This is a genomic window from Streptomyces sp. NPDC040405, assembly GCF_055595765.1.
In genome coordinates this window covers 1-20,778 of sequence record NZ_JBVIVI010000017.1, presented here as the reverse complement: position 1 = coordinate 20,778, position 20,778 = coordinate 1, and the positions used below count along the sequence as shown (strand labels likewise).

Sequence of the window (20,778 nt, the reverse complement as noted above, 5' to 3'; positions counted from 1 at the left end):
CGGTGTCTCCCTTTTGGTGGGTTTCTTTGTAGGAAAAAAGAAAGAAAGGAGGACACAAAAACCACCCCCCCCGCGGGGAGTGGCCCCGCCCCAAAGGCACCGCCCCCGCGCCCACGATCTTCGTTCGACTACCTCGACAGCTACCTCAACGGCTCACTGCTACCGCTCTTCACGCCCCACCGGCACCGCATGCCGGAGCCGGGCGCAACGCGGACACCGCAGCAGCCGCCCGGGACCGATGCGGTCGACCGTGAGGTGCCGCATCGGGAACGAAGCGGTGCTGAACACATGCCCTTCGGCACAACGGACGACGGTGCGCTCCATTGAGTCCCTTCCCCATGAACGTGGACGACGCGGACGACAAAAGCCACATTAGGGGATCAATCGCGCACGTCTAAACGCGGCACTCCGCACCCCCACGGTACGCCCCAACTCCCGCACCCCCACAGCACCTTCCCCCACTCCACCCCCTCCCCCCGCACCCCGAAAAGCACGAAAACCCCACAGTGCATGCACCTGGGGTCAGCCATGGGGTAAAGTGAGCGACGATGCGGCACCGAGTGATCGGGGCCTCACGCGCGGGTGTAGTTTAATGGTAGAACATGAGCTTCCCAAGCTCAGAGCGCGAGTTCGATTCTCGTCACCCGCTCCACCACAAAGCCCCAGGCCAGCGGCCCGGGGCTTCTTTGTTGTCTAGACCTCTCGGGGGCCGCCGTGCCCTCCGCGTGCCCCATCTACGGCTTCACGCCACCCAAATGAGCTCCGCGCATCCGCACGGTCGACGGCGTGAGCATGTCATTCTCATAATGGCGAGACGGACTTTGTGTGGTGTGCGCCACACGTAGGCCGAGAAGCGCAAAGTCGCAGGTGCGATGCGTGTTGCTTGCGTGTGGGGCGCCACAAGGCTCGGGAACGCCGCTTCCGACAGCCCCGCTGCGGCTTCGCCGACTCCCCCGCCAAGGCCCTCCGCTGATGGCACCTACGTCTCGCTGACCAACAGCGAGTTCGCGTTCCCTCCAAGCCCTCTGCGAAGTAGGCGAGTTGCGGCACCACAGTCGAAGGAGAGTACGCCGGGTGCCGGGCCGCAGGGGGCGTCGTCCAGCCCGACGAAGGGGAATGGGCATCTGAGCGGCAGATGGGGGCCACCCGCCAAGGAGCGGGTGGCCCCCATCGCTTACCCGGTGGCTCGGAAGCCGTCCGGGCCTGGCGCGACGTCAGACGCTACGGCCGCCGCGCTTTCCTGGCCGCCCTTCTGGCTGGCCTGCGGGGGACGCCCCCGGTCGTTCGCGAAGTTGCCCTGGCTCTCAGCCCTGGTTAGCACCCCTCCTACACGTACGGGTTCGTAGTGCCTGGGGCGGGCGGATACCCGGAGCCAGAATCAGCTCGGCTGGTCGCCGGTGTACCGGTAGATCTCGCCGCCGGGGTTGACGTGCCACACGGTGCCGTCGGCGCCCGCGGCGATGTCGTGGGCAGTGCCGGGGATCTTGACCCACGGGTTGCCGCCACTGGCGTCGTTGTTGGTGTACCGGTAGATGCTGCCGGCGGGATCGACGCCCCACACGTTCGTCCGGGAGCCCACCGCGATGCGCTTGAGACTGCCGGGGACGCTCTTCCACGCGTTCGAGCTGTCCTGGTCTCCGGTGTACCGGAAGATCTGGTTGCCGCCGTTGACGCCCCACACGGTGCCGTCGGCGCCCGCGCCAATGTCACTCAGCGCCCCCGGGATCTTGATCCATGGGTTGGCGTCGTGGTTGGTGTACCGGTAGATGGCGCTGGCGGAGTCCACCCCCCACACGTTGGTCCTGGAGCCCGCGTCGATGCGGACCAGGCTTCCGTTGATGCCCACCCAGTTCGTGGTCCCCTGGTCTCCGGTGTACCGGTAGATCTGGTTGCCGCCGTTGACCCCCCACACGGTGCCGTCCGCCGCGGCGCCGATGTCACTCAGCCCTCCGGGGATGTTGACCCATGGGTTGGCGTCGTAGTTGGTGTACCGGTAGATGGCGCTCCCGTGGTTCACACCCCACACCGTCGTCCTGGACCCCGCCGAGATGGCACTCAAACCGCCTGCGACCTTCACCCAATCCGCCATGCCGAGCACACCCTTTCTCGAATCCGGTAGTAGCCGTCATCCTTGGCGGTGGGATGAGCCGATAAGCCACGTGAACACCTGTTCCCGTCTCAAATGAGCCAGTAAGTAAGAGTTTCAACTCCTATCTCCTTGCGAGGCGGAGGCAGGAGCGCCTTGGGCGGCTGCACGTTGACGCGAAGCGTTGTCCCACCCTGGGGGGATCGACACGAGCGCCGGTTCATGCCTCCCACCAGGCCGGTCATGGCGACCAGGGGTGGGCGGCCCGAACGCCTCCCGCCCCCGCAGGAGGACACGCTCGGTGCCACGGCAGCGAACCCCATATGCCCCCGCTCCGGCCACCGACGCCACAGGAAGCCTCGCCATGCGGCGAGGAAGGCACGTTGGTGGCCGGGGCGGGCCGCGGGCCCCGTCTCTGCTGTCTGAACTGGAGGCTCCCCCGACCTCGCAAGGGCAGGTCAACAGCACGAGGCGGGGCCCGCACGAAACCACCGCAAGGAGAGGTGCGTTGACAGCAACCCTGAATGACGGCGACGAGGTGTCCGACCTGATCGGCGCCATCGTCACCAGCCCTCCACCAGCGAGGACCCACCCGATGACCAGTGCGTCCGCGCACCCAACGAAGACCCAGGTCTAGTTGACGGTGAACCCACGGGCCCACCCCTCAGAATCAGAGCATCGAACCTGCGCGTTCACGGTGAAGAACTTTCGGTTTCCGTGAACTCACGGACCTCTCCGGCCTTGGGGAACACCGGTACAGCGATTATCGGTGAGAACGATCGTCCGAGCTGAAACATGCGACATCTCAATGTGCGAGCCCACCAGTCCCGACGCCGAAGGTGAACTCATGCCGCCACGGTTTCGAGACGGGCCCCTACGGAAGCGTGCCGCTCGGACGAGTTGCCGAACATCAGAGCCGGTGTCCGAAGGGGGCCTATTCGGTTGCGTCGAGTCCTCCACCGAGCGCATCCGCAGTTGCCTTGTCGGCCGCGGGAGGGTGCTCGGTGAGCCATCGTCGTTCCACCGTCAGGTGCGGCGGGAGGGTGCCGTACTCCAAGACGTACTTCGGAGCACGTGGTTCGTGCCATGCCAGGGAGCTGGCTGGCGGGGCCCGGTCGGCGCCCAGTGGATCCAGGGATCGTGATGGGGGCGGTGCACGACGAAGGCGTCGGCCACGTCGTAAGCGACCTGTACCAGGGCCGCCCCTACAGCTCCTGAGATCTTCATCCGGTGGTCCGCCCGCTTGTGCAGGTCGTCCGCCTGCATCCGGGGACTGGGCATGAACAGGAGCCTGTGCGGATCAAGCGGTACGAGGATGTCACACAGCGCAGCTGCGGCAAGCTGGTCCTCAGCATCGTGGTGGTTGAACAGCGCCACGGGCACGTCGCTGGTGAGCAGGCACGTGTCGCTGAAGCCCAGACCCCACGGCCGTGCGTTCAGGGTGAAGGCGAGAGCCGCCAAGCGCTCGACTATGAAGGACAGGTGGGGGTTGTTGGCGGCGATCGCCGCAATCTCCGCCGGCGCTTCTAGGTACTCCGTTTCCTGCGTGGCGAAGGCCAGACGCTTGCGCTGGCGAGTCGTGCGCAGAATTTGCGCTGCGAGCCACCACGAGAGCATCAATCGCTCGGGGTCTGAGAGGGGCCAGCGTGCGGGCAGAGCGCCCTCGGGAGCGTCCAGAACCGCCCGCAGCACGGTCGCCGTGGCACCTTCCAGCTGCGTGAAGAGGTCTTCCACCCTGTGGTGAGGTACCCCGTCGAACGTGGTGCCCCAGTAGTAGCCGCGCTCGGCGAGCACTTTATTCGGTGCCGCGGTGAACGGCTGATCGACAGCATCAATTCGTCGCACGCTGAGCTTGTACTGCCGACGACCGGTGTGCTCGCCGAAGCGCCGCAGGTACATCTGCGACACCGTGTGGTCCTTCGTCTGGCCAGTCCGCTGAGCTGCGGCTTTCCCTGGATGCTCTTCCCAAGATCTCCCCCTCATTCTGGTGACACAGTACCGACGACCTCCATTTCGGACGCAGCAATTTATGACAGCCTGCGCACTTCACCCTGTTGCGACCGGTTCCGTACGCCCATCCGTCGGGCCTCACTCGGCGACAAGGAGCACGCAACACCTCACATGGGGGCCTACCAGCCCCAAGACCGGGCTCAAAAGCTCCGAGCTGCTGATGCGGGGGCTCGTTGCGTGACGTCAGCGCGTCGTACCCGTCGGTACAGCTCGTTTTCCCGATGCCTTGACGTCACCGTACTGACCGTGCCGACGCCGGTAAGCACGGTCTCGACAACGGGCTGAGCAGTACTTGGCGTCCCGGCGCCGCGGGCCTTTCAGACTGTGTGTGGGTGCAGGCGTGCGGCGCTGCGTCCCAGTCGGATGGCTGCGGCCAGCGGGATCACCATGGCGATCAGGAATGTGCCGGTGAGTGCGGCGACGCCGAGCCCATCGGCGAAAGCGAACGGTGCGGCAGCCGCGGGGGTCACCAGTAGGGGTGAGAGGGCGCAGATGCTGCCCACGCGCTTGTCCCGCCTGGTCCATGCCGTAGAGCGCCAGATCCGCACGGCGGCAGGGACGGCCAGTACGAGGCCGATACCGAGGACCCAGAAGAACGGGGCGGCCAAAACCATCATGCCCAGGGTCAGAGTGGTGCGCGCGTTGCTTTCCGGCTGCAGCGGGTTGACGCCGGGCTCTTCGTCGATCGCGGCGGCGGCGATCTCCCGGGGGGCGCCGAGCTGGTCCAGGGCCTGCTGGACCGTCGCGTCGTCGGCGCCCTGCGGCAGCACAGACTCGATGTGCTCGCGCAGGTCTGCCACCAGGTCACAGCGCCGGTCGTCGGACAGCACTGCTGCCTCTCTGTCGACCGAGGCCAGGTAAGTGCGAACCAGTGGGTGGGCCAGGGGGTCGCTCATGATTCAGCTCCAGAAACGAGGAAACGGTCAACAGCATCACGGAAACTGGGCCAGTGCCCGGAGAACTCGTCCAGGGCCTGCCGACCCTGGTCGGTCAGCTCGTAGTACCTGCGAGACGGCCCGCTGGCCGACTCCATCAGGAACGTGTCTGCCAGGCCACTTCTGCGTAGACGGGACAGCAGCGGATACAGCGTCCCCTGGCTGGTCGCCATGACCGGCGTATCCGCAAGAGCCTCCAGCAGCTCCACCCCATAGCGGGGCCTGTCACACAGCAACGCCAGGACGCAGTACTCCAGCACGCCCTTGCGCAGCTGGCTCACACCGCGGGCCTCCACGTGATTGCTTGCTTTGCCAGCTACCATGCAATGCATACTATGCGAGAGTGTCAACCCCGGGCCAGATACGCCAGAAACCCGCCACGGGGTGATCTTGGGGCTCGGAAAGTTCGCTACGGGGTGCCGGACACGAGGTTTGACGCGGCTCTCGTACTCGCGGTGGGCCTTGCGCTGCGTCGTGACCGCCGGCGGCCGGACCCCTGCGGACTGGTCGCGGCTGCAACGCTGTGACCAGGTCCACAACGCGTTGCGCGCCGCTTTGCCCCACCTGCGCCCCTTGCTCGGCAGTCGGCATGCACGTGCCCTGTCCGTGCCCTTCAGGACAGCGCAAGGGGGGCAACAGCGGTGTCATGAAGCCAGGCCGACAGCACCCATAGGCATGCATATATGCAGGTCAGATGCCATGTGAGCCGCCTAGCACCCGGTGATTCCCAAGCTCAGAGCGCGAGTTCGATTCTCGTCACCCGCTCCACTCCAAAGGCCCAGGTCACAGACCCGGGCCTTGTTTTTCACTCAGACCAACCCCCTCTTCACCGACAGCACATTGCCCTATACGTGCCCTGCTGATGGGGCACGTATAGGGCACGAACCTTGGAGCACACACCGAGAACGGCATCTCGGCAGAGTCACCCGCGGCCTCGTGACCTGCTCTTCGGCGACAGCTCCGGCATCGACAGCGGCGAGGTGCCCTGAGGCTGGCGTTTCCTCTCCGTCATGGGCCAATGCGGCGGCGGTCAGGAAAGGTTCGCGGGCGGCCGTTCACCAGGGGGGGTGATGCCGGTGCCTTACTGGGCGTCAGCGGGCTGAGGCTGCCGCTATGGTCGCGCCGCGAGGAGGCGTCAGGACGTGCCGCGGCGTTCCGGGCCTGCCTGCGGGCCTTCCTCGGCGATCGGGCGGGCTCGGCCGGTGCCGGTGTCGATGAGGATCTGCTTGGCCTGCGCGATGTTGTCGACGTGGACGGACCGGGCCATCGCCGTGCGTGCCGCGTCGGGCGTCGCGTGCGGCGGGATCACCAGCAGGGAGAAGAGGTCTTGATCGCTTCGGGTGATCAGGATGGTGTCGTCGCCCACGGGGAACGAGTCGATGTGCACGATGCGATCGTCGATGATCATTCGTGTCGGCAGTTCTTCCCACGCACCGGCGTCCAGACCGATGCGCGTGACGGGCCCGAGGTGCTCGGTCAGCGCGGTGACCAGGGCGGGAAGCTCGGCGCCTATGGCGCGCGAACGCGGCCACCACGCACCGTCGAGGATGCCCTCACGGGTATGTGTCGTCGCCAACCGCAGCAGGGCTGTTCCAGGTTTCACAGCATGGTGGATGGCGTCCGGCAGAAGATTCGCTTCACGCGGGGTGTCGGCGTCGGACATGGTCTGCTCACCCTCTGCGGGATTCGGTAACCGCCGGTTTCACCGTACTCCGGGAGCCCGCGACCGGGCTCAGCCGCGCCCTGTGGATCCGGACCCGGGTTACCGAAGAAGTGGCTGATCACGCGGTGGCTCGGCGGGGTCACGCCCCGGAGTACAGTGAAAACACCGGGAGCAATTCGCACACCGGCTTCCACGCGGGTGTCGTTCTCGGCGAGCAACAACACCGGGACGTTGCACAACGCGCCCGGGGATAGGTCCGCGCCATGACCGTGGCCATCGACCGTACGACGACCAATGAGCGCGTTCCCTCGCCCCCGGTTCGCTTGTCGCTGGCTCCGGCCAGCCCGCTGCCAGGTGCTCTGGACGGTGCGTGGTGGCCTCGCTCCCGCGATCTCCTCCGTGAGCTGCCCGCCCTGACGGACGTGCTGGACGCACAGTGGGGCCGGATCACTCGCGTCTCCGTGAACCCGGCCCACTGGCCCGTGATCCCGCGCAAGGTGCCTGCGACCGGGCACACGGTGAACGTCGGCTGGTTTACCGATGAGCAGGACCCGCACAAGTTGATTCTGCTCTCCTACACCGCAGGCCGCTGGGACCTTCTGGTGATCCCGCCGGAGACGAGTGCGGCAGCCGCCGCCCGGCTGATGGCCGCCGCAGCCACTGTCGGCAGCCTCGTCACCGCCAGCGGTCTGATGGCGAGCGAGACCGCCGCCCGCGACGTCCAGGAGGACCTCAGCCGGGAGGAGGAGTGGGAGACCGATGGCGGGCTGTCTCAGTGGCGGCCGGAGGCCGAACCCGACCCGGCTCCTGGGCTCCACCGGACTCCTGAGCCCCAAGGGAGGTGAGGATGTGGAGACCGTCATCACGGTGTCCGTGATCATCGGCATGATCATGCTCGGAGTGCTGCTGATCCACCTGCTCAACGGCCAGCACAGCGAGCGGATCGCAGCCTTCCACTACAGCGATGCCCTGCCGGGAGTCGGCCGACGGAACCGGAAGAGCCGACGGCCGGCAAGTCCGGCCGGTGTGCGCGAAGCGAGGCCCCATGCCCAGCGGCGCGTCTTCCTGATGAACGGGGTCACCATGCGGCCACCGGAATCACCCTCGGCAGGGCGCGCCGAGGTGCGTATCGTCGCCGCGTCCCCCGAGGTCGCCCGGCAGGTCGCAGAGGTACTCCTTCGTTGCTTCGCCGGCACCGAGCAGAGGAGCTACCCCGCCGGCGCGGATGGCGGAACCCGCCTCCATCTCACCGTGGACACCACGCACACGGCAGAGCCGGCGCGGTCCTGGCTGGTAGCAAGCCGGTCCTCCGGACAGGGCGCCACGCAGACGGACGAAGTCTGATAGGGATGCCCGTCAGTGAGCCGGATGCCGGGCTACGAAAAGTCCCTCATGCCAGAAAGGTGCGCCCGGCATAGCATGGTGAATGGGCCGGTTCACTCTCACGTGCGACCGACCCGAAAGGGCGGCCTCGGTGTTTCTGCGCCGGGGCCGTTGTGGGGAGAGCCCCGACGCCGGGGTGGAGGAGACAGCACGGCCACAGTGCGGCAAGCAGCACAAAGGCTCACCTCTGTGTGAGGGCGGTGCGGCGAAACGAGGTCGCCATGACAGAAGGTGAAGAGGACTTCCGCAAAGTCACGGTGGATCGGTCAGAGGGATTCGGTGAGCGGCTGCTGGGTGTGCTGCTGGACCGGGCACACGAGATGCCGCCCCAGCTGATCGCCCCGCTGGTCGCGGAGGAAGTGAGCAGGATCGGCGGGCGTGACGTCTCGATCCTCCTACAGGACTACGACCAGCTGATACTGGCTCCCCTGCCGGGCATGAGACTCGTGGTCGGGGAGCCCGAGCGGATCGACGATTCCCAGGCCGGCAGGGCCTTTCTGAGCGCGGAGACGGTGGAACAGCCACAGGCCGATGGCGTACGGATGTTCCTGCCGCTGCTGGACGGCAGCGACGAGGTGGGGGTGCTGGCCGTCACCCTGAGCAGCCTCGATGACGACGACCGGCGGTTGCTGCGGCGCCTCGCCGGCCTGGTCGCCGACATGCTGGTCACCAAGAACAGCTATACCGATCAGTTCTTCCGGTCCCGGCGCCGTGAGCCGATGAGCCTGGCCGCGGAGATCCAATGGTCACTGCTGCCCCCGCTCACCATGGTCACACCGCAGGTCGCGGTGGCCGGGATCCTCGAGCCCGCTTACGACGTCGCGGGTGACAGCTTCGACTACGCCCTGAACGACAACATCCTGCACATGGCCGTGATCGATGCCATGGGCCACGGGCTGGACGCCGCCGTGCTGGCGACCGTCGCCGTCGGCGCCTACCGGCACGCCAGACGCGCCGACGTCGGGCTCGCCGAGCTGTACATGTTCATGGACAAGGCCATCGACGAGCAGTTCGGGCCCGACCACTTCGTCACGGCACAGATGATGCGCCTCGATATCGGAACCGGCCACCTGCAATGGGTCAACGCCGGTCACCCGGCGCCCCTGCTGATCCGCGACCACCGCGTCCTCCAGCCGCTGGAGAGCCCGGGCACCCTGCCCGTCGGCTTCGGCGGCGCCACTCCGCAGATCAGCGAGCAGGCGCTGTCCCGCGGCGACCGGATCCTCTTCTTCACCGACGGTCTCGTCGAGGAGCACCACGCCGGCGAAGAGCAGTTCGGCGAGGAGCGCCTGCTCGACTTCGTGGACCGCGCGGGGCGCGTGGGTGAAAGCGTGCAGGAGATGGTGCGCGGCCTGTCCCACGCCCTGATGCGAGAACGCGGCGGGGTCACCACCGACGACGCGACGCTCTTCCTGGTCGAGTGGTCCGGGGGCTCCGCCGACCATCTCGCCACGCTAGACATATGACCAGCAGGCTCGCCCCTGGCACTCGGGATTGCATCTGCAAGGCCGGCCTCGGCGAGGTGGGCTTGCAGGCGATGCGGCTCGCTGAGCCGATGGAAATGACGAACCTTCTGCGCATCCGCTGGCCTCGTGCCCTATCCATGCCCTTCGCAGCGGTCAGCAGCGACATCCGCACCAGAACACCATCCCCCGGACGCGCATACTGAAGTATGCTTGCCTCATGTCCAGCACGACGCGCATCACTGTCACCCTGCCTACCGAGCAGGTCGACGAGCTGAGGAAGCTGACTGACAACGTCTCCGGCTACGTAGCCGAGGCAGTGGCCCGCCAGATCAGGCACCAGTTCCTCGGTGAAGACCTGCGCCGCCATCAGGAGGAGCATGGCACCTTCACTGATGAGGAGCTGACCGAGGCCCGCGCCAAGATCCTCGGGCCCGCCGGTCAGGCCCACCGCACGGACGCCGCGTGACCCATATCGAGACGGTCGTCCTGGACTCACAAGGACTGTCCGCGTGGATCGCGCAGGACCGCGAACTCCTCGCGATGCTCCAGGTCTTCCACGAGATGGGAGCCGACACGGTGGTCAGCGCGAACACCATCGTGGAAGTCAGCCACAAGCGGATGAACCTCCCGCGCCTGAACTGGACACTGTCCCGCGTCAAAGTGGAACCGGTCACCGCACACGCAGCCAGAGCAGCAGCCGAACTCCTCAAGACGGCAGGACTGCACGGCCACAAGTACGCGATCGATGCAACGGTGGCGGAGGCTGCCCTCCGCCAGCCGGCCCCGGTAGCGCTCCTCACTTCCGACACGGACGACATGGCCGAACTCTGCGGAGAGCGCGTACACCTCATCGCACTCTGACGACGTCCGTGTCCCCATGACTGCGCCTCCGGCCTCCCCGTACACGTCGATCAGACACGCAGAGCCAAACCGAGGCGAGCGGGCCGTACACAGCGATGTAGACCATCAGGCGCCAGCGAGGCCCTATGGAGTCAGCGAGCCCACCCACCTGCTCCACGGGGCGGGTCGGTGGGGGAAAGACCGAGGCGCTGCCGAGTCCGAGTCAGTGCCTGTCACTGGCTCCCTTTCCGGTTTTCCATTCCCGTCAGGCCGTGGCGTTGAGCGCCCCATTTACCCCCACGTTCGCCTTCGCCTCCCACTCGATGCGATGGAAGTGCAGCGGGCGGAGGGTCTCCTCGAGACTGGGGAACGCCGACACAAAAACGTCGCTCTTGCCAGATTTGACCTTGTTGACAGCCGCGGCATTGCGGCCGATCGCCTCCACACGCGGGCGGCGCAGGGCCTCGTAGGCAGCGAACGCCTCGCCTGGCGCGGGCAGATCGCGCAGGCAGCGGGCCAGTTCGACCGCGCTTTCGATGGCGAGCGAGGCCCCCTGTCCGGAGCTGGAGGACGGGGCATGCACTGAGTCTCCGACCAGTACCATCCGGCCGCTGTACCAGTGCGGTACGGGCGGCATGCGCTCCATCCGGCCGACCACCATCAGCTCGTCGGGGCCAGTGTGCTGCAGTAGCCGCTCACCCGGGACGTGACCGGCGTACAGATGACGTAGCTGACTGAGCCACTCAGCGTTGGGTACTCGCGCAAGGTCGGCCGGGCTCGGCGGGGTGTCCGTGGGCAGGCCGGCGAACCAGATCATCCGCCCGTCCTGGCCCTGCCAGTAGCCCATGAACGCGCGGCCGAACGCGAAGTACATGGTGCCCGGTTCGACCCCAGCCTCACTGCCCACCGTCGCGTGGCCGCCAAAGCTCAGCACGCCGCCGTACTCGGGAGCGGGTGATTGCGGGTCGATCACGGTGCGGACGGTGGAGCGGATGCCGTCGGCACCGATCAGTATGTCGGCAGCCGCGGAGGTCTTGTCGGCGAAGTGGGCGGTGACACCATCGGGCGTCTCCTCGGCAGCGACCAACCGCTTGCCGTACGCGAACCGAACACCTGCGTCGACCGCATGGTCGGTCAGCGCCCGGAACAACCCGTCGCGCGGGAGCGTCAGTGTGGCGGGCAGTTCCGGGAATCCGCCGAAGCCGGCGAGGTGGTTGCCGACGCCATCCGCCATCACCATGCCGGGCACCGGCTGCCCGACGGCCTTCACCGCCGCGTCGGCACCGACCGTCGCCAGCGCCGCTTGACCGTTCGGCGCGAGACCCAGCCAGGCCCCCACACCATCCGCCGCGCTGGGATATGCCTCGTAGACGGTCGCCGCGATGCCCGCCTTGCGCAGTGCGAGGGCCGTAACCGGACCCGCCACGCCGCCCCCGATGACCAGTGCTGTCTGTACACCGGAGCCGTGGCCGCGGTTGTCGCTCATAACCCCTCCCGTGGGTCATGTGGATGCGCCGGGTGAACGCTGACCTATAGTTGCAAAGCTACTAGTAGGAATGCAACTAGTTTCCCCTTGTCTACGATGCCTGCATGACCGCCTCCGTGAAAAGCTCGCCGCTCGGGCTGGCCGTGCTGACGCTGTTGCACCATCGGCCGCTGCATCCGTATGGCATCCAGCAACTGCTCAAGCAGTGGGGCAAGGAGCAGGTCGTCAACGTCGGCCAGCGGGCCGGGCTGTATCGCACGATCGAGCGGCTACAGGCCGGTGGGCTCATCACTGTCCGGCAGACCGAGCGCGACCAGCAGTACCCCGAGCGGACCGTCTATGAGATCACCGAGGAGGGGCGGGCGGTCACCCGCGAGTGGCTGGAGCAGATGCTGGCGGTACCCAAGGCGGAGTTCCCCGTCTTCCCGGCGGCACTGTCGAACATGCTCCTGCTCAGCCCGGACGAGGTGGCACCCATCCTGGAACGACGGGCAGCACAACTCTCCACCCAACGTGCCGAACTGGCGCGCCAGTCCGCCGAAGCCGCGACCGGACTGCCGCGCATCACGCTGATCGAGAACGAATACCTGCTCGCCGTCCTCGGCGCCGAGGAACGCTGGCTACGGGGGGTGATCAGCGATCTGCGGGACGGAAGCCTGACCTGGTCCCCAGAGATGCTCACGGCGTTCCAGGAGGCGTCCGCATCAGGTTCGGCCACGACCTGACGAGGCCGGAGCGAGATGCGGGGTTCGACGGAGGCGACCGATTCGGAAGCGCAGGCTCCTCTCGTGACCGCGACCGCAATACCGCCCTCTCCCACTCGTGGCAGTGTCAGCGCCAGCCACCCCAAGAGAGGCGTAGCGCGTCCGCACGTCGCTCCAGCGAGTCGCGTGCCCTACCCGTGCTCTCCAGAACGGTCAACGACCGTCAAGAGCAGTGCCAGCGCACCTCTCACATGGCAGGTAGCGCGGCGCATGCCCTGGTCACACACCACTTTGGCCTAACAGGCCACCTGATTCCCAAGCTCAGAGCGCGAGTTCGATTCTCGTCACCCGCTCCAGCACAAAGCCCCAGGCCAGCGGCCCGGGGCTTCCTTGCCACAGTGCACCCGAGTCCGCACCTGCTCACAGGTGGGCATCCAGGAACTCCCCGAGCGCGGTCCTGGACATCGGACCGCTCCCGGCCGCCATCGCCTCGCCCCGATCGATCAGCACGAAGGAGGGCGCGCCGGTGACGCCGTACCGCCGTACGGGGCCAGGGCACCTTGCGATGTCGGCCCGCACGACGATCAGTCGGCCCTCGTAGGCGTCGGCCACCTCCCGCACCATGGGATCCATTTCCTTGCATGCTGCTGCGGCCTTGGGCCACACCCCGTGGAAGTACGCGAGCACCGGGACGTCCACCCTCGCCAGGATGAACTCGAACTCGGCGTTCTCCCGGGGTTGTTGGACCCTGTTTGCCATCGGGACTCCTTGACGCTCCACTCGGTGCGAGGCAGTCGGTGCCTCCTTGTATCTTCCGACTGCGGCGGCACGTACCGCCTGTCAGTGGGCCTTGCGCACTCGGGCGGCCTTGCGGGCCTCCGCCATCGTGCGCGCCTCCTTGGCCTTGCGGGATTCCTTCGGCGGGCGGCCCGCGCGGGTACCAAGACCCCGGAACGCCGCGTTGCCGGTCTTCCCCCTGTCCTGCACCGGCGGGCGCTTCGCGCCTGTGATGCTGGTCAGCCTCTCCTCGCCGGAGCGAACCTGAGCGACCGTGGGCCGGATCCCGGCGTCCGACATCATCCGGTTCACGTCCCGGCGCTGGCCGGGCGTGACCAGCGTGACCACGCTGCCGGACTCCCCGGCACGCGCGGTGCGCCCGCCGCGGTGGAGGTAGTCCTTGGGGTCGGCGGGCGGATCCACGTTGACGACAAGGTCCAGGTGCTCGACGTGGATGCCACGGGCAGCGACGTTGGTGGCCACCAGCACCGTGATCTCGCCGTCCTTGAACTGGGCCAGCGTGTGCGTGCGCTGCGGCTGCGACTTCCCGCTGTGCAGAGCACCCGCCCGTATGCCGCTGCTCCGCAGGTGGCGGGTGAACTGGTCCACACCGTGCTTGGTGTCCAGGAACATCAGCACCCGCCCGTCCCGGGCCGCGATCTCGGTGGCTGTCGCGTACTTGTCGGCGGGATGGACGTTCAGTACGTGGTGCTCCATCGTCGCGACCGAGCCCTCCGCCCGGTCGACCGTGGCGAACACCGGCTCACTCAGATAGTGCCTGACCAATTGATCGACGTTGCGGTCGAGCGTCGCGGAGAACAGCATCCGCTGCCCGTCGGGGGGCGTCCGGTCCAGGGTCTCCGAGACCTGCGGCAGGAAACCCATGTCGCACATCTGGTCCGCCTCGTCCAGCACCGCGATCCGCACCCGGTCCAGGTGGCAGTCCCGCCGGGCGACGAGATCGGCCAGCCGTCCCGGCGTCGCCACCACGACCTCGGCACCCGCCCGGAGCGCCGCCGCCTGCCGGCCGATCGCCAGCCCGCCGACCACAGTCACCGAGCGTAGCCCGAGCGCCTCCGCGTAGGGAGCCAGCGCCTCGCTCACCTGCTGCGCGAGTTCCCTTGTCGGCACCAGGACCAGCGCGAGAGGCCGCTTCGGTTCGGCGCGCCGGCCCGCCGTACGTGCGAGGAGCGCAAGCCCGAAGGCGAGAGTCTTTCCCGAGCCGGTCCGCGCGCGGCCGAGGACGTCCCGGCCGGCCAGCGCGTTCGGCAGGGTGGCCGCCTGGATCGGGAATGGCTCCCGTACCCCGAGCCCCGCCAGCACGCCCATCAGCTCGACCGGCAGTTCCAGCTCCGCGAAGGACCCGGCCGGCGGGAGGCCAGGCGCCAGCGTCCCCGGCACCGGGAGCTCGCCCCGCGGGGCCCTCCCCTGGTCGGACCTGCCGGGTCCGGAGCGACCGGAAGCCGACTGCTTCGCCTTCATGGGGGTTCCTCGTTTCGGCGCCCTGAACGGACCGGGGCCCGTGCCTTGTCCGGCACGGGCCCAGGCTCTCTGCAAGCGTGACCCAACCCTACAGGCCCGCGCTGGTCGGGGCGCGGGCGATCGGGGAGTTCGGGATCGATGTCTCGCACTTGCACTGATTACGTGACCAGCATGTCCGTGCACGGCGCATACTCGACCGAAGGCCAGGACGCCGATGTACGAGTGAGAGCGTGATGGGCCCCTGCTGACATCCCTCGACGTCGCCGCGCCCGTCCCCCACCGATGAATCCGTAGATCACTTCACATCATTCCGGGAGAACCCATGACCGTGAGCAAGAACATCAACAACCCCGTGGGCATGGGCGGCGGCCAGCGCAAGAGGCTGTCCCGCGCCGAACGGCAGAACAACGGTCCGCACCGCAACCTCGACCGCAAGGATGCCGCCGACCGGAAGGCGGAGCTGGTGCGCAAGATGCGCGAGAAGGCAGGCGCAGCCGAGGGCGCAGCCGAGGGCGCCGGGCAGGCAGGCGACGACACCGCACAGAGCTGACGCACCACCGTCGCAGGGCGGCACCGCACGGGGCAGGGCCAGGGCCGCGACGCACGGGGCAGGGCCAGGGCCGCGACGCACAGTCCGGGCCCTGCTGCGGTACCGGGGGTCTGCGGTCGTACCGAGCGCGGCCGGTCCCGCTCCGCTCTCGGCCGACCACCAGCGTCTCAGCCGACCACCCGGGGATTGGCGTGCCCCTACGTGCCAGTCAGGACGGTTAACAGCGGCCCTCAGGGGCGCGTTTCCCCAGGTCAGATGCGGGCAAGCCTACGCAGTACCGGGTGATTCCCAAGCTCAGAGCGCGAGTTCGATTCTCGTCACCCGCTCACGGCAAAGGCCCAGGTCACAGACCCGGGCCTTGCTTATTGTCTAGACCTCTTAAAGGTCGCCGCGCCCGCTCCGTGCCAGATAGCTGCCGCGCGTGTCCGGCGGTGACGTTCACTCCCCCGTGCGCAGATCCGGACTGTCGATGCGCTCGGCAGTCCCCATCGGGCATTCTGGACCCATGAGCAGGTATGCAGCGGCGAAGCCGTACGTACTGCCGGAATCGCTCGCCGAGCTGAACGGGCCGACAACCGGCAGCATTACCTTGCCGCGCCACATCGACTGGGGACCGCGCTACGTCTACGACCTGGCCGACGAAGCAGACTTCCGGCTGATGTACGAGCGTGTCATCCGCGAGGCCCAGACACGCCAGGACCTCGACGCATATCTGAACGCGGTGTCCCTGCGGAAAGTGTGGCGCGAGCTGTTCCTCCCCCTCCCGGTCAAGACGGCGTGGGAAACCCGCTTCCCCGAACTCCGCGGGTCCAGCACGACAGCTGCCGCCTAGTGGACGAACTGCACCGCCAGCTGATCCGGATTGGGCTTGACGCGCTCGCCGAGGACTACGGATACGCCCTGGCAGGCGGCTACGCCGTCCAGGCCCACCACATCGTCAACCGAGTCAGTGACGACGTGGACCTCTTCGCACCCTTCGAGAGGGCGAGCCGCGAGATGGAGCAGGCCGCGGAGCGGATCACCACCGCCTACGAAGCCGCCGGATATGACGTCGAGCAGGTCCACCTGACTCCCACCTACACCAGGTTGAACGTCACCGACCAAGCAGCAGGCACGCAGAGCAAGGTGGAGCTCGTAGCCGAATTCCTGCACCACTCACCAGTCGACTCCGACCTGGGCCCAGTCCTGCACCGCGACGACGTGGCCGCGGGCAAGACCAGCGCACTGTTCGCCCGAGCCGAGGTCCGCGACGCCATCGACGTCGCAGGGCTGTTGAAGGCCGGCCACACCCGCGAACAGCTCATGGACCTCGCCGCCCGCAACGACGCAGGCTTCGACCGGCGCATGTTCGCCGACTCACTCGCCCGCATCCAGCGGTACACCGACAAGCAGTTCGCCGCCTACGACCTCACCCCTGAGGAAGCCTCGGCGATCCGCGACACCTTCGCCAACTGGCAGCAGCAACTGCTCTGAACGCTGCTCCGCCACCACAACGACCACTCGGCCACACCTTGCCGAGTACCGAGGCCGTCACCAGCGCCCGATCCAAGCCCGCGCAGCCCGAGGGAAGCTGCAGTTCAAGCGCCTAGCGCCGGCCCCCGCCGCTCCTGCCTCCGAACGAGGAAGAGTTCCGCCGGGCGCTTGCATGGCATCGACGACGAACTGGACGCTCGGATCCGTGGACTGCGGGCCACCCAGGAGCGCCTGCGCGAGCTGGCTTCCGGCCAGTCCGCAGCGCTGCCCGACGGGGTCGGCTCCCAGCGCACAGCTCCGGCTCGTCACCGCGGACGTGGTATCTCCGATTGCGCGTGCAAGATCGGCTTCTACCCAAAGACAGCGCACGGGCGCCGACTGCCGCAGCCAGGCGAAACCGGCGCACATGGGCGGCACCCACTGCCGCCGTGCCCCATCCGTACCCTCCAGGGCGGTAAGCAGCGGTCAGCGGCGGCGCGACTATGCCCCTCCCTAGCGGACACACCCACCCATCCAGCACGCGTCGAAAACCCCGCACAGGAGAGAGAGGACCGGCCTTCGGGGTCTTCCGGAGTACGTGTGGGACTTCAGAGGGGGAGATCGTCGGGCAAGACACGAAACGCCTTGTGATGGCCGAGAGGGCGTACTGCGCGGAAGTCTCGGCGGTCCAGGGTAAGGATCGCGTCGGTGTCGTAGTCGGCCGCCAGGGCGACGTTCACCACGTCGGTGAGATCAAGGTCGAGCGCCAGGTAGCGGGATCGGACGGACTGAGCGATGCCGAGGTGCCCCTCGGTGATCTCCGGTACGGATACACGGCCGCGGCGCATCCAGCCCCGGATGTCGTCGATCGCGCTCACCGCGGCTTCGCGGCCCAGTTCACGAGTGGCCACGTGGTCGAGTTCAGCGAGCAGCAATGGGGACATGACGAGCAGCCCGGCAGCCATGATCGCCTCTTGCGCCGCTTCGTGCTCCGGGTGCGTGGAATCGAGTGCGGCCAGCAAGCCGGAGGTATCAGCGATAACGATGATCACGCAGCAGTTCCCGCATCGGTTTCGCGCTGGGCGGCATCTGCAACGACGTCACGAACCTCGCCCTTGGCAAGGGTGCGCCCAGGACCGGCGAAGGTGCGGGAGAACAACGGCTCATCCCACACACGATTGGCCATCGCGGCGAGATGGATGCCCTGCCGGATGATCTCGGCCTCACTGATGCCGCGGCGCTTGGCCGCCTCCTTGATGATGGCGAGGTCTTCCGGGTCAGCGTAGACATTGGTCCGCTTCATAGACATGTACCTAGAGTAGGTCATGTACCAAAAAGATGTATGTCAGCCTCGCTCGCTCCTTCTCCCCGAGATGCGCGGGCTCCCCAGAGCTCAGCTGTGCCCGATGCGTGCCCGACCGGGCGGCGAAGCACGGTCGATCAGGGTCTACGACGGGGCCTGCCACTGCACCGTAGACCGCCCATGCCAGCAGGTCAGGCCCAGCATGGTGCCCGCCAGGCCCTGCGCTTCCCAAGCTCAGAGCGCGAGTTCGATTCTCGTCACCCGCTCCATAGCAAAGCCTCAGGCCAGCGGCCCGGGGCTTCGTGACTGCCGCCCACGACCACAGCGCTGCGCCTGGTGAAGACACCGCCACCGAGCCGTTTCCGCGTTCTCAGGAGTTTCGAGGGCCCGTCGGACGGCCTCAGAGCCCGCTCCAAGGACATCGCCCGTGAGGAGCTCGGCGAAGCACGGTCTCCTGGGGGTCGGAGCATGGCTGCGGAGGTGGTCGTTCCAGTCGCGGGTGACGTCTGCGTGCGGTGCTCTTCCATTCAGCGCGGTGGTGAAGGTGCCCAGCAGACGACCGGTGCGGCCCCCCGCGATGTCCGAGGGCAGGTTCACGGCTCCGGCCGTCGCGCAGGCCTGTTCCGCTTCGCCCCCGTGGAGCTGAGCCAGTGCGAGGTGGAGGCTGTAATACGCGCGGTTGCGGCCATGTGCGCGGGCGTTGCCGCCCTGGCCTTGGCGCTGCCCGCCCCGCGCGGCCAGGACAAGCAATGACTCAAAAGCAAGCTGATGCTTGGTAAATTGACGCATGTTCAAGGGTTGTGGTTCCTGAATAGCAAGGGTTAGCTTTCTATTTGTGGATCGTGACACGGACAGTCAAGCGAACGAGGATCTCCTGCTGGCCGAGTCGTTGCGGTGGGGGGTGTCCCGACTGGCGTCCCGGCTCCGCGCCGAGCAACCGGGAAGTGGCCGGACGCTGACACGACTGGCTGCTTCGGTGCTGGCGGACCTTCGGCACAGTGGCGCGTTGACGCCCTCCGAACTGGCCGCCGTCGAAGGCATGCAGGTGCAGTCCCTGACGCGGGTGCTCAACGAGCTGGAGGAGCTGGGCCGTATCCGCCGCTCGCGCAGTGACGTAGACGGGCGGCGCCAGAACATCGCGATCACGGACGCGGGGCGAGATGCGCTGCGGGAGCACGTCCGAGACGGCAACAGGTGGCTGGCGGAGGCACTGGGGCAGACGCTGTCGACTGCCGAGCGCGGCGTACTGCAGATCGCCGCCGGGCTGCTGGAGCAGGTCGCCGCGGCCGAGGTCGCCATGGAGGCGCGAAGCAGACCGGCACCGACGTCTCAGGACGCGGAGGGGGCGGCTCCTCCGCTATGACCGCTCACCGCGCTGAGCACGCGGCCCGGCCTCGTCACGCCCCTCGCGTCGTGTCCCGGCAACGGGCCCGGCTGTTGGTGGTGTTGGCCGGGCTGAGCGCGGCCAGTCCGCTGGCGACCGACATGTACGTTCCCGGACTTCCTGACCTGGCACGTTCACTGGGCGCCGACGCCTCAAGCGCGCAGATGTCCCTGACCGGCTTCCTGGCGGGCATCATCGCCGGACAGCTCGCCCTGGGACCGCTCAGTGACGCGGTCGGACGCCGCCCGGTCCTCGTTTCGGGAACCGTGCTGTTCACCCTCTTCTCCGTTGTGTGCGCACTGGCCCCGACCATGGCCGTACTGAACGCGGCGCGGGTCGGGCAGGGCTTCTCGGGAGCGGCCGGGATCGTCATCGCCCGCGCGGTGGTCGCCGATCTGTTCAGCGACGATGAACTTGGCCGACGCGGCGACCCCCGCCAACGCCCACTTCCTGTCGCTGGCCGCCCTGAGTTGTCTGCTGGGCGCCCGGGTCGCCGCGGCACGGCGCCCGCTCCTGGTGCTCGCCGGGTGCCTCGCGGCCGACCTCGCGACGTGCGCGGTGCTGCGGACACCGGCCGTGTGGTGGTTCTACGCGCTGACGGTGCTGCCCGCCGCCCTCCTGCTGCCCGGGCTGGCCGGACGGCACTGGCGTGGCCGACGCGAACTCGTGCGGGAGGGCTGGCGGCTGGCGTGGAGCCTGGAAGATCGGCAGCACCTGGTCGCGGAGCGGGCGCGGCTGACCGAACGCGCACGGACCTCCTGGCGGTCGCTCAGCGCCCGGTGCGCCAGCAGGCGCTGACGGCCACCCTGTCCGGCGAACCGGCCTGGCGGAGCTTGCCGTCATGGGCGCTGATCGCGACGCGGGACAACGCCATCCCGGCCCGGGCGCAGGAGTTCATGGCGGAGCGCGCCGGGTCGCACGTGGTGCGCGTCGAGGCGTCCCATGCGGTGTCCATCTCGCAGCCCGACGCGGTGGCCGACCTCATCGTCGAGGCGGCCAAGGCCACTCGCTGAACCTGCCCTCGTCACCGCCACCACGGCTAACGGCGCCAAGATCGAGCGCTACTTGATGGCCTTCGACCACTGAGAATATCGGGCTCATTCGTCTAGACTTCGGGTCAACGTTTCGCAAAGTCAGGTACGGCGCGGGGGGCCCGCGTTCAGACGATGGGGTAGCCAGTGCTTCTGAAAACGTTCGGCTGGTCGTTCGCGGTCACCGCGCTCGGCCTGGTCGCGGCCGTGTTCTACGGGGGGTGGA

23 protein-coding genes, 1 tRNA gene and 1 pseudogene are annotated in these 20,778 nt (G+C 67.7%); 15 read left to right on the top strand and 10 right to left on the bottom strand.

The genetic code is table 11. The annotated features are described in order from the left end of the window. Nucleotides 1–578 precede the first annotated feature (578 nt). Nucleotides 579–652: transfer RNA gene (locus ACZ59A_RS40205), tRNA-Gly, on the top strand. A gap of 726 nt (nt 653–1,378) precedes the next feature. Here the strand turns inward: ACZ59A_RS40205 and ACZ59A_RS40200 are convergent. Further along, on the bottom strand, nt 1,379–2,017 hold the full coding sequence (locus ACZ59A_RS40200; RefSeq protein WP_470969544.1) for a tectonin domain-containing protein: 639 nt from the start codon (nt 2,015–2,017) through the stop codon (nt 1,379–1,381). Nucleotides 2,018–2,594: 577 nt separating this feature from the next. Between ACZ59A_RS40200 and ACZ59A_RS40195 the strand changes: the two genes are divergently transcribed. Next, nucleotides 2,595–2,723 (top strand): hypothetical protein, encoded by a 129-nt coding sequence (locus ACZ59A_RS40195; RefSeq protein ID WP_470969541.1) that lies wholly within the window; start codon nt 2,595–2,597, stop codon nt 2,721–2,723. A 389-nt stretch (nt 2,724–3,112) separates the two neighbouring features. Here ACZ59A_RS40195 and ACZ59A_RS40190 read toward each other — a convergent pair whose 3' ends face one another. The 4 genes from ACZ59A_RS40190 to ACZ59A_RS40175 all read right to left on the bottom strand — a co-directional run bounded on the left by ACZ59A_RS40190 (nt 3,113) and on the right by ACZ59A_RS40175 (nt 6,694). Then, complete coding sequence (locus ACZ59A_RS40190) at nt 3,113–3,994, bottom strand: DUF4238 domain-containing protein (RefSeq protein WP_470969538.1); 882 nt, start codon at nt 3,992–3,994, stop codon at nt 3,113–3,115. A gap of 419 nt (nt 3,995–4,413) precedes the next feature. Then, a complete protein-coding gene (locus ACZ59A_RS40185; protein WP_470969536.1) occupies nt 4,414–4,992 on the bottom strand; it encodes an HAAS signaling domain-containing protein in 579 nt (192 codons plus the stop codon). Further along, entirely contained in the window at nt 4,989–5,354 is a 366-nt protein-coding gene (locus ACZ59A_RS40180) for a PadR family transcriptional regulator (protein ID WP_059146492.1), read from the bottom strand. Before ACZ59A_RS40180 ends, ACZ59A_RS40185 begins: the two co-directional genes overlap by 4 nt. 812 nt (nt 5,355–6,166) lie before the next feature. Next, the gene (locus ACZ59A_RS40175) at nt 6,167–6,694 is read right to left on the bottom strand and encodes a DUF5994 family protein (protein ID WP_470969532.1); all 528 of its coding nucleotides are present in this window, start codon (nt 6,692–6,694) and stop codon (nt 6,167–6,169) included. A gap of 263 nt (nt 6,695–6,957) precedes the next feature. Between ACZ59A_RS40175 and ACZ59A_RS40170 the strand changes: the two genes are divergently transcribed. From ACZ59A_RS40170 to ACZ59A_RS40150, 5 genes are all read left to right on the top strand, one after another. Continuing rightward, the gene (locus ACZ59A_RS40170) at nt 6,958–7,539 is read left to right on the top strand and encodes a DUF5994 family protein (RefSeq protein ID WP_470969530.1); all 582 of its coding nucleotides are present in this window, start codon (nt 6,958–6,960) and stop codon (nt 7,537–7,539) included. A 238-nt stretch (nt 7,540–7,777) separates the two neighbouring features. Continuing rightward, on the top strand, nt 7,778–8,038 hold the full coding sequence (locus ACZ59A_RS40165) for a hypothetical protein (protein WP_468043715.1): 261 nt from the start codon (nt 7,778–7,780) through the stop codon (nt 8,036–8,038). Between the two features lie 260 nt (nt 8,039–8,298). Beyond that, nucleotides 8,299–9,543, top strand: coding sequence for a PP2C family protein-serine/threonine phosphatase (locus ACZ59A_RS40160; RefSeq protein WP_470969527.1), 1,245 nt, complete (start codon nt 8,299–8,301; stop codon nt 9,541–9,543). Nucleotides 9,544–9,760: 217 nt separating this feature from the next. After that, entirely contained in the window at nt 9,761–10,009 is a 249-nt protein-coding gene (locus ACZ59A_RS40155; RefSeq protein ID WP_470969523.1) for a type II toxin-antitoxin system CcdA family antitoxin, read from the top strand. Further along, nucleotides 10,006–10,404, top strand: a complete 399-nt coding sequence (locus ACZ59A_RS40150) for a PIN domain-containing protein (RefSeq protein WP_470969519.1) — start codon at nt 10,006–10,008, stop codon at nt 10,402–10,404. Before ACZ59A_RS40155 ends, ACZ59A_RS40150 begins: the two co-directional genes overlap by 4 nt. A 244-nt stretch (nt 10,405–10,648) precedes the next feature. Here the strand turns inward: ACZ59A_RS40150 and ACZ59A_RS40145 are convergent, their stop codons facing one another. Continuing rightward, nucleotides 10,649–11,869, bottom strand: coding sequence for an FAD-dependent monooxygenase (locus ACZ59A_RS40145; RefSeq protein WP_470969516.1), 1,221 nt, complete (start codon nt 11,867–11,869; stop codon nt 10,649–10,651). A gap of 104 nt (nt 11,870–11,973) precedes the next feature. Between ACZ59A_RS40145 and ACZ59A_RS40140 the strand changes: the two genes are divergently transcribed. Further along, nucleotides 11,974–12,594 (top strand): PadR family transcriptional regulator, encoded by a 621-nt coding sequence (locus tag ACZ59A_RS40140; protein ID WP_470969515.1) that lies wholly within the window; start codon nt 11,974–11,976, stop codon nt 12,592–12,594. Nucleotides 12,595–12,993: 399 nt separating this feature from the next. Here the strand turns inward: ACZ59A_RS40140 and ACZ59A_RS40135 are convergent, their stop codons facing one another. Both ACZ59A_RS40135 and ACZ59A_RS40130 read right to left on the bottom strand, forming a co-directional pair. Next, nucleotides 12,994–13,332, bottom strand: coding sequence for a thioredoxin family protein (locus ACZ59A_RS40135; protein WP_470969513.1), 339 nt, complete (start codon nt 13,330–13,332; stop codon nt 12,994–12,996). Nucleotides 13,333–13,413: 81 nt separating this feature from the next. After that, on the bottom strand, nt 13,414–14,832 hold the full coding sequence (locus ACZ59A_RS40130) for a DEAD/DEAH box helicase (protein ID WP_470969511.1): 1,419 nt from the start codon (nt 14,830–14,832) through the stop codon (nt 13,414–13,416). A gap of 322 nt (nt 14,833–15,154) precedes the next feature. On the opposite strand from ACZ59A_RS40130, the gene ACZ59A_RS40125 reads away from it, so the two are divergent. The 3 genes from ACZ59A_RS40125 to ACZ59A_RS40115 all read left to right on the top strand — a co-directional run bounded on the left by ACZ59A_RS40125 (nt 15,155) and on the right by ACZ59A_RS40115 (nt 16,855). Further along, on the top strand, nt 15,155–15,382 hold the full coding sequence (locus ACZ59A_RS40125; protein WP_470969508.1) for a DUF6243 family protein: 228 nt from the start codon (nt 15,155–15,157) through the stop codon (nt 15,380–15,382). A gap of 505 nt (nt 15,383–15,887) precedes the next feature. Further along, nucleotides 15,888–16,214, top strand: coding sequence for a hypothetical protein (locus tag ACZ59A_RS40120; RefSeq protein WP_470969506.1), 327 nt, complete (start codon nt 15,888–15,890; stop codon nt 16,212–16,214). After that, nucleotides 16,214–16,855: a nucleotidyl transferase AbiEii/AbiGii toxin family protein gene (locus tag ACZ59A_RS40115; protein ID WP_470969505.1), complete on the top strand. Its 642-nt coding sequence runs from the start codon at nt 16,214–16,216 to the stop codon at nt 16,853–16,855. Before ACZ59A_RS40120 ends, ACZ59A_RS40115 begins: the two co-directional genes overlap by 1 nt. A gap of 587 nt (nt 16,856–17,442) precedes the next feature. Here the strand turns inward: ACZ59A_RS40115 and ACZ59A_RS40110 are convergent. Together ACZ59A_RS40110 and ACZ59A_RS40105 are read right to left on the bottom strand one after the other, a co-directional pair. After that, nucleotides 17,443–17,886: a PIN domain-containing protein gene (locus ACZ59A_RS40110; protein WP_470969502.1), complete on the bottom strand. Its 444-nt coding sequence runs from the start codon at nt 17,884–17,886 to the stop codon at nt 17,443–17,445. Next, entirely contained in the window at nt 17,883–18,143 is a 261-nt protein-coding gene (locus ACZ59A_RS40105; protein WP_385446399.1) for a ribbon-helix-helix domain-containing protein, read from the bottom strand. Before ACZ59A_RS40105 ends, ACZ59A_RS40110 begins: the two co-directional genes overlap by 4 nt. Before the next feature lie 829 nt (nt 18,144–18,972). Between ACZ59A_RS40105 and ACZ59A_RS40100 the strand changes: the two genes are divergently transcribed. From ACZ59A_RS40100 to ACZ59A_RS40085, 4 genes and pseudogenes are all read left to right on the top strand, one after another. Next, the gene (locus ACZ59A_RS40100) at nt 18,973–19,500 is read left to right on the top strand and encodes a MarR family winged helix-turn-helix transcriptional regulator (RefSeq protein ID WP_470969499.1); all 528 of its coding nucleotides are present in this window, start codon (nt 18,973–18,975) and stop codon (nt 19,498–19,500) included. Next, nucleotides 19,497–19,883: pseudogene (locus ACZ59A_RS40095) on the top strand (MFS transporter); the annotation flags it as partial. The gene ACZ59A_RS40100 and the pseudogene ACZ59A_RS40095, both read left to right, overlap by 4 nt. Nucleotides 19,884–19,929: 46 nt before the next feature. Next, on the top strand, nt 19,930–20,319 hold the full coding sequence (locus ACZ59A_RS40090; RefSeq protein WP_470969862.1) for a hypothetical protein: 390 nt from the start codon (nt 19,930–19,932) through the stop codon (nt 20,317–20,319). Then, a complete protein-coding gene (locus ACZ59A_RS40085; protein WP_470969859.1) occupies nt 20,301–20,534 on the top strand; it encodes an alpha/beta fold hydrolase in 234 nt (77 codons plus the stop codon). Before ACZ59A_RS40090 ends, ACZ59A_RS40085 begins: the two co-directional genes overlap by 19 nt. Nucleotides 20,535–20,778 lie beyond the last annotated feature (244 nt).

Coding starts and splice junctions, on each gene's coding strand:
- ACZ59A_RS40185 (WP_470969536.1), bottom strand. CDS start 4,992: ATGAGCGACCCCCTGGCCCACCCACTGGTTCGCACTTACCTGGCCTCG.
- ACZ59A_RS40180 (WP_059146492.1), bottom strand. CDS start 5,354: ATGGTAGCTGGCAAAGCAAGCAATCACGTGGAGGCCCGCGGTGTGAGC.
- ACZ59A_RS40175 (WP_470969532.1), bottom strand. CDS start 6,694: ATGTCCGACGCCGACACCCCGCGTGAAGCGAATCTTCTGCCGGACGCC.
- ACZ59A_RS40170 (WP_470969530.1), top strand. CDS start 6,958: ATGACCGTGGCCATCGACCGTACGACGACCAATGAGCGCGTTCCCTCG.
- ACZ59A_RS40165 (WP_468043715.1), top strand. CDS start 7,778: ATGCGGCCACCGGAATCACCCTCGGCAGGGCGCGCCGAGGTGCGTATC.
- ACZ59A_RS40160 (WP_470969527.1), top strand. CDS start 8,299: ATGACAGAAGGTGAAGAGGACTTCCGCAAAGTCACGGTGGATCGGTCA.
- ACZ59A_RS40155 (WP_470969523.1), top strand. CDS start 9,761: ATGTCCAGCACGACGCGCATCACTGTCACCCTGCCTACCGAGCAGGTC.
- ACZ59A_RS40145 (WP_470969516.1), bottom strand. CDS start 11,869: ATGAGCGACAACCGCGGCCACGGCTCCGGTGTACAGACAGCACTGGTC.
- ACZ59A_RS40140 (WP_470969515.1), top strand. CDS start 11,974: ATGACCGCCTCCGTGAAAAGCTCGCCGCTCGGGCTGGCCGTGCTGACG.
- ACZ59A_RS40135 (WP_470969513.1), bottom strand. CDS start 13,332: ATGGCAAACAGGGTCCAACAACCCCGGGAGAACGCCGAGTTCGAGTTC.
- ACZ59A_RS40130 (WP_470969511.1), bottom strand. CDS start 14,832: ATGAAGGCGAAGCAGTCGGCTTCCGGTCGCTCCGGACCCGGCAGGTCC.
- ACZ59A_RS40125 (WP_470969508.1), top strand. CDS start 15,155: ATGACCGTGAGCAAGAACATCAACAACCCCGTGGGCATGGGCGGCGGC.
- ACZ59A_RS40120 (WP_470969506.1), top strand. CDS start 15,888: ATGAGCAGGTATGCAGCGGCGAAGCCGTACGTACTGCCGGAATCGCTC.
- ACZ59A_RS40105 (WP_385446399.1), bottom strand. CDS start 18,143: ATGTCTATGAAGCGGACCAATGTCTACGCTGACCCGGAAGACCTCGCC.
- ACZ59A_RS40090 (WP_470969862.1), top strand. CDS start 19,930: ATGAACTTGGCCGACGCGGCGACCCCCGCCAACGCCCACTTCCTGTCG.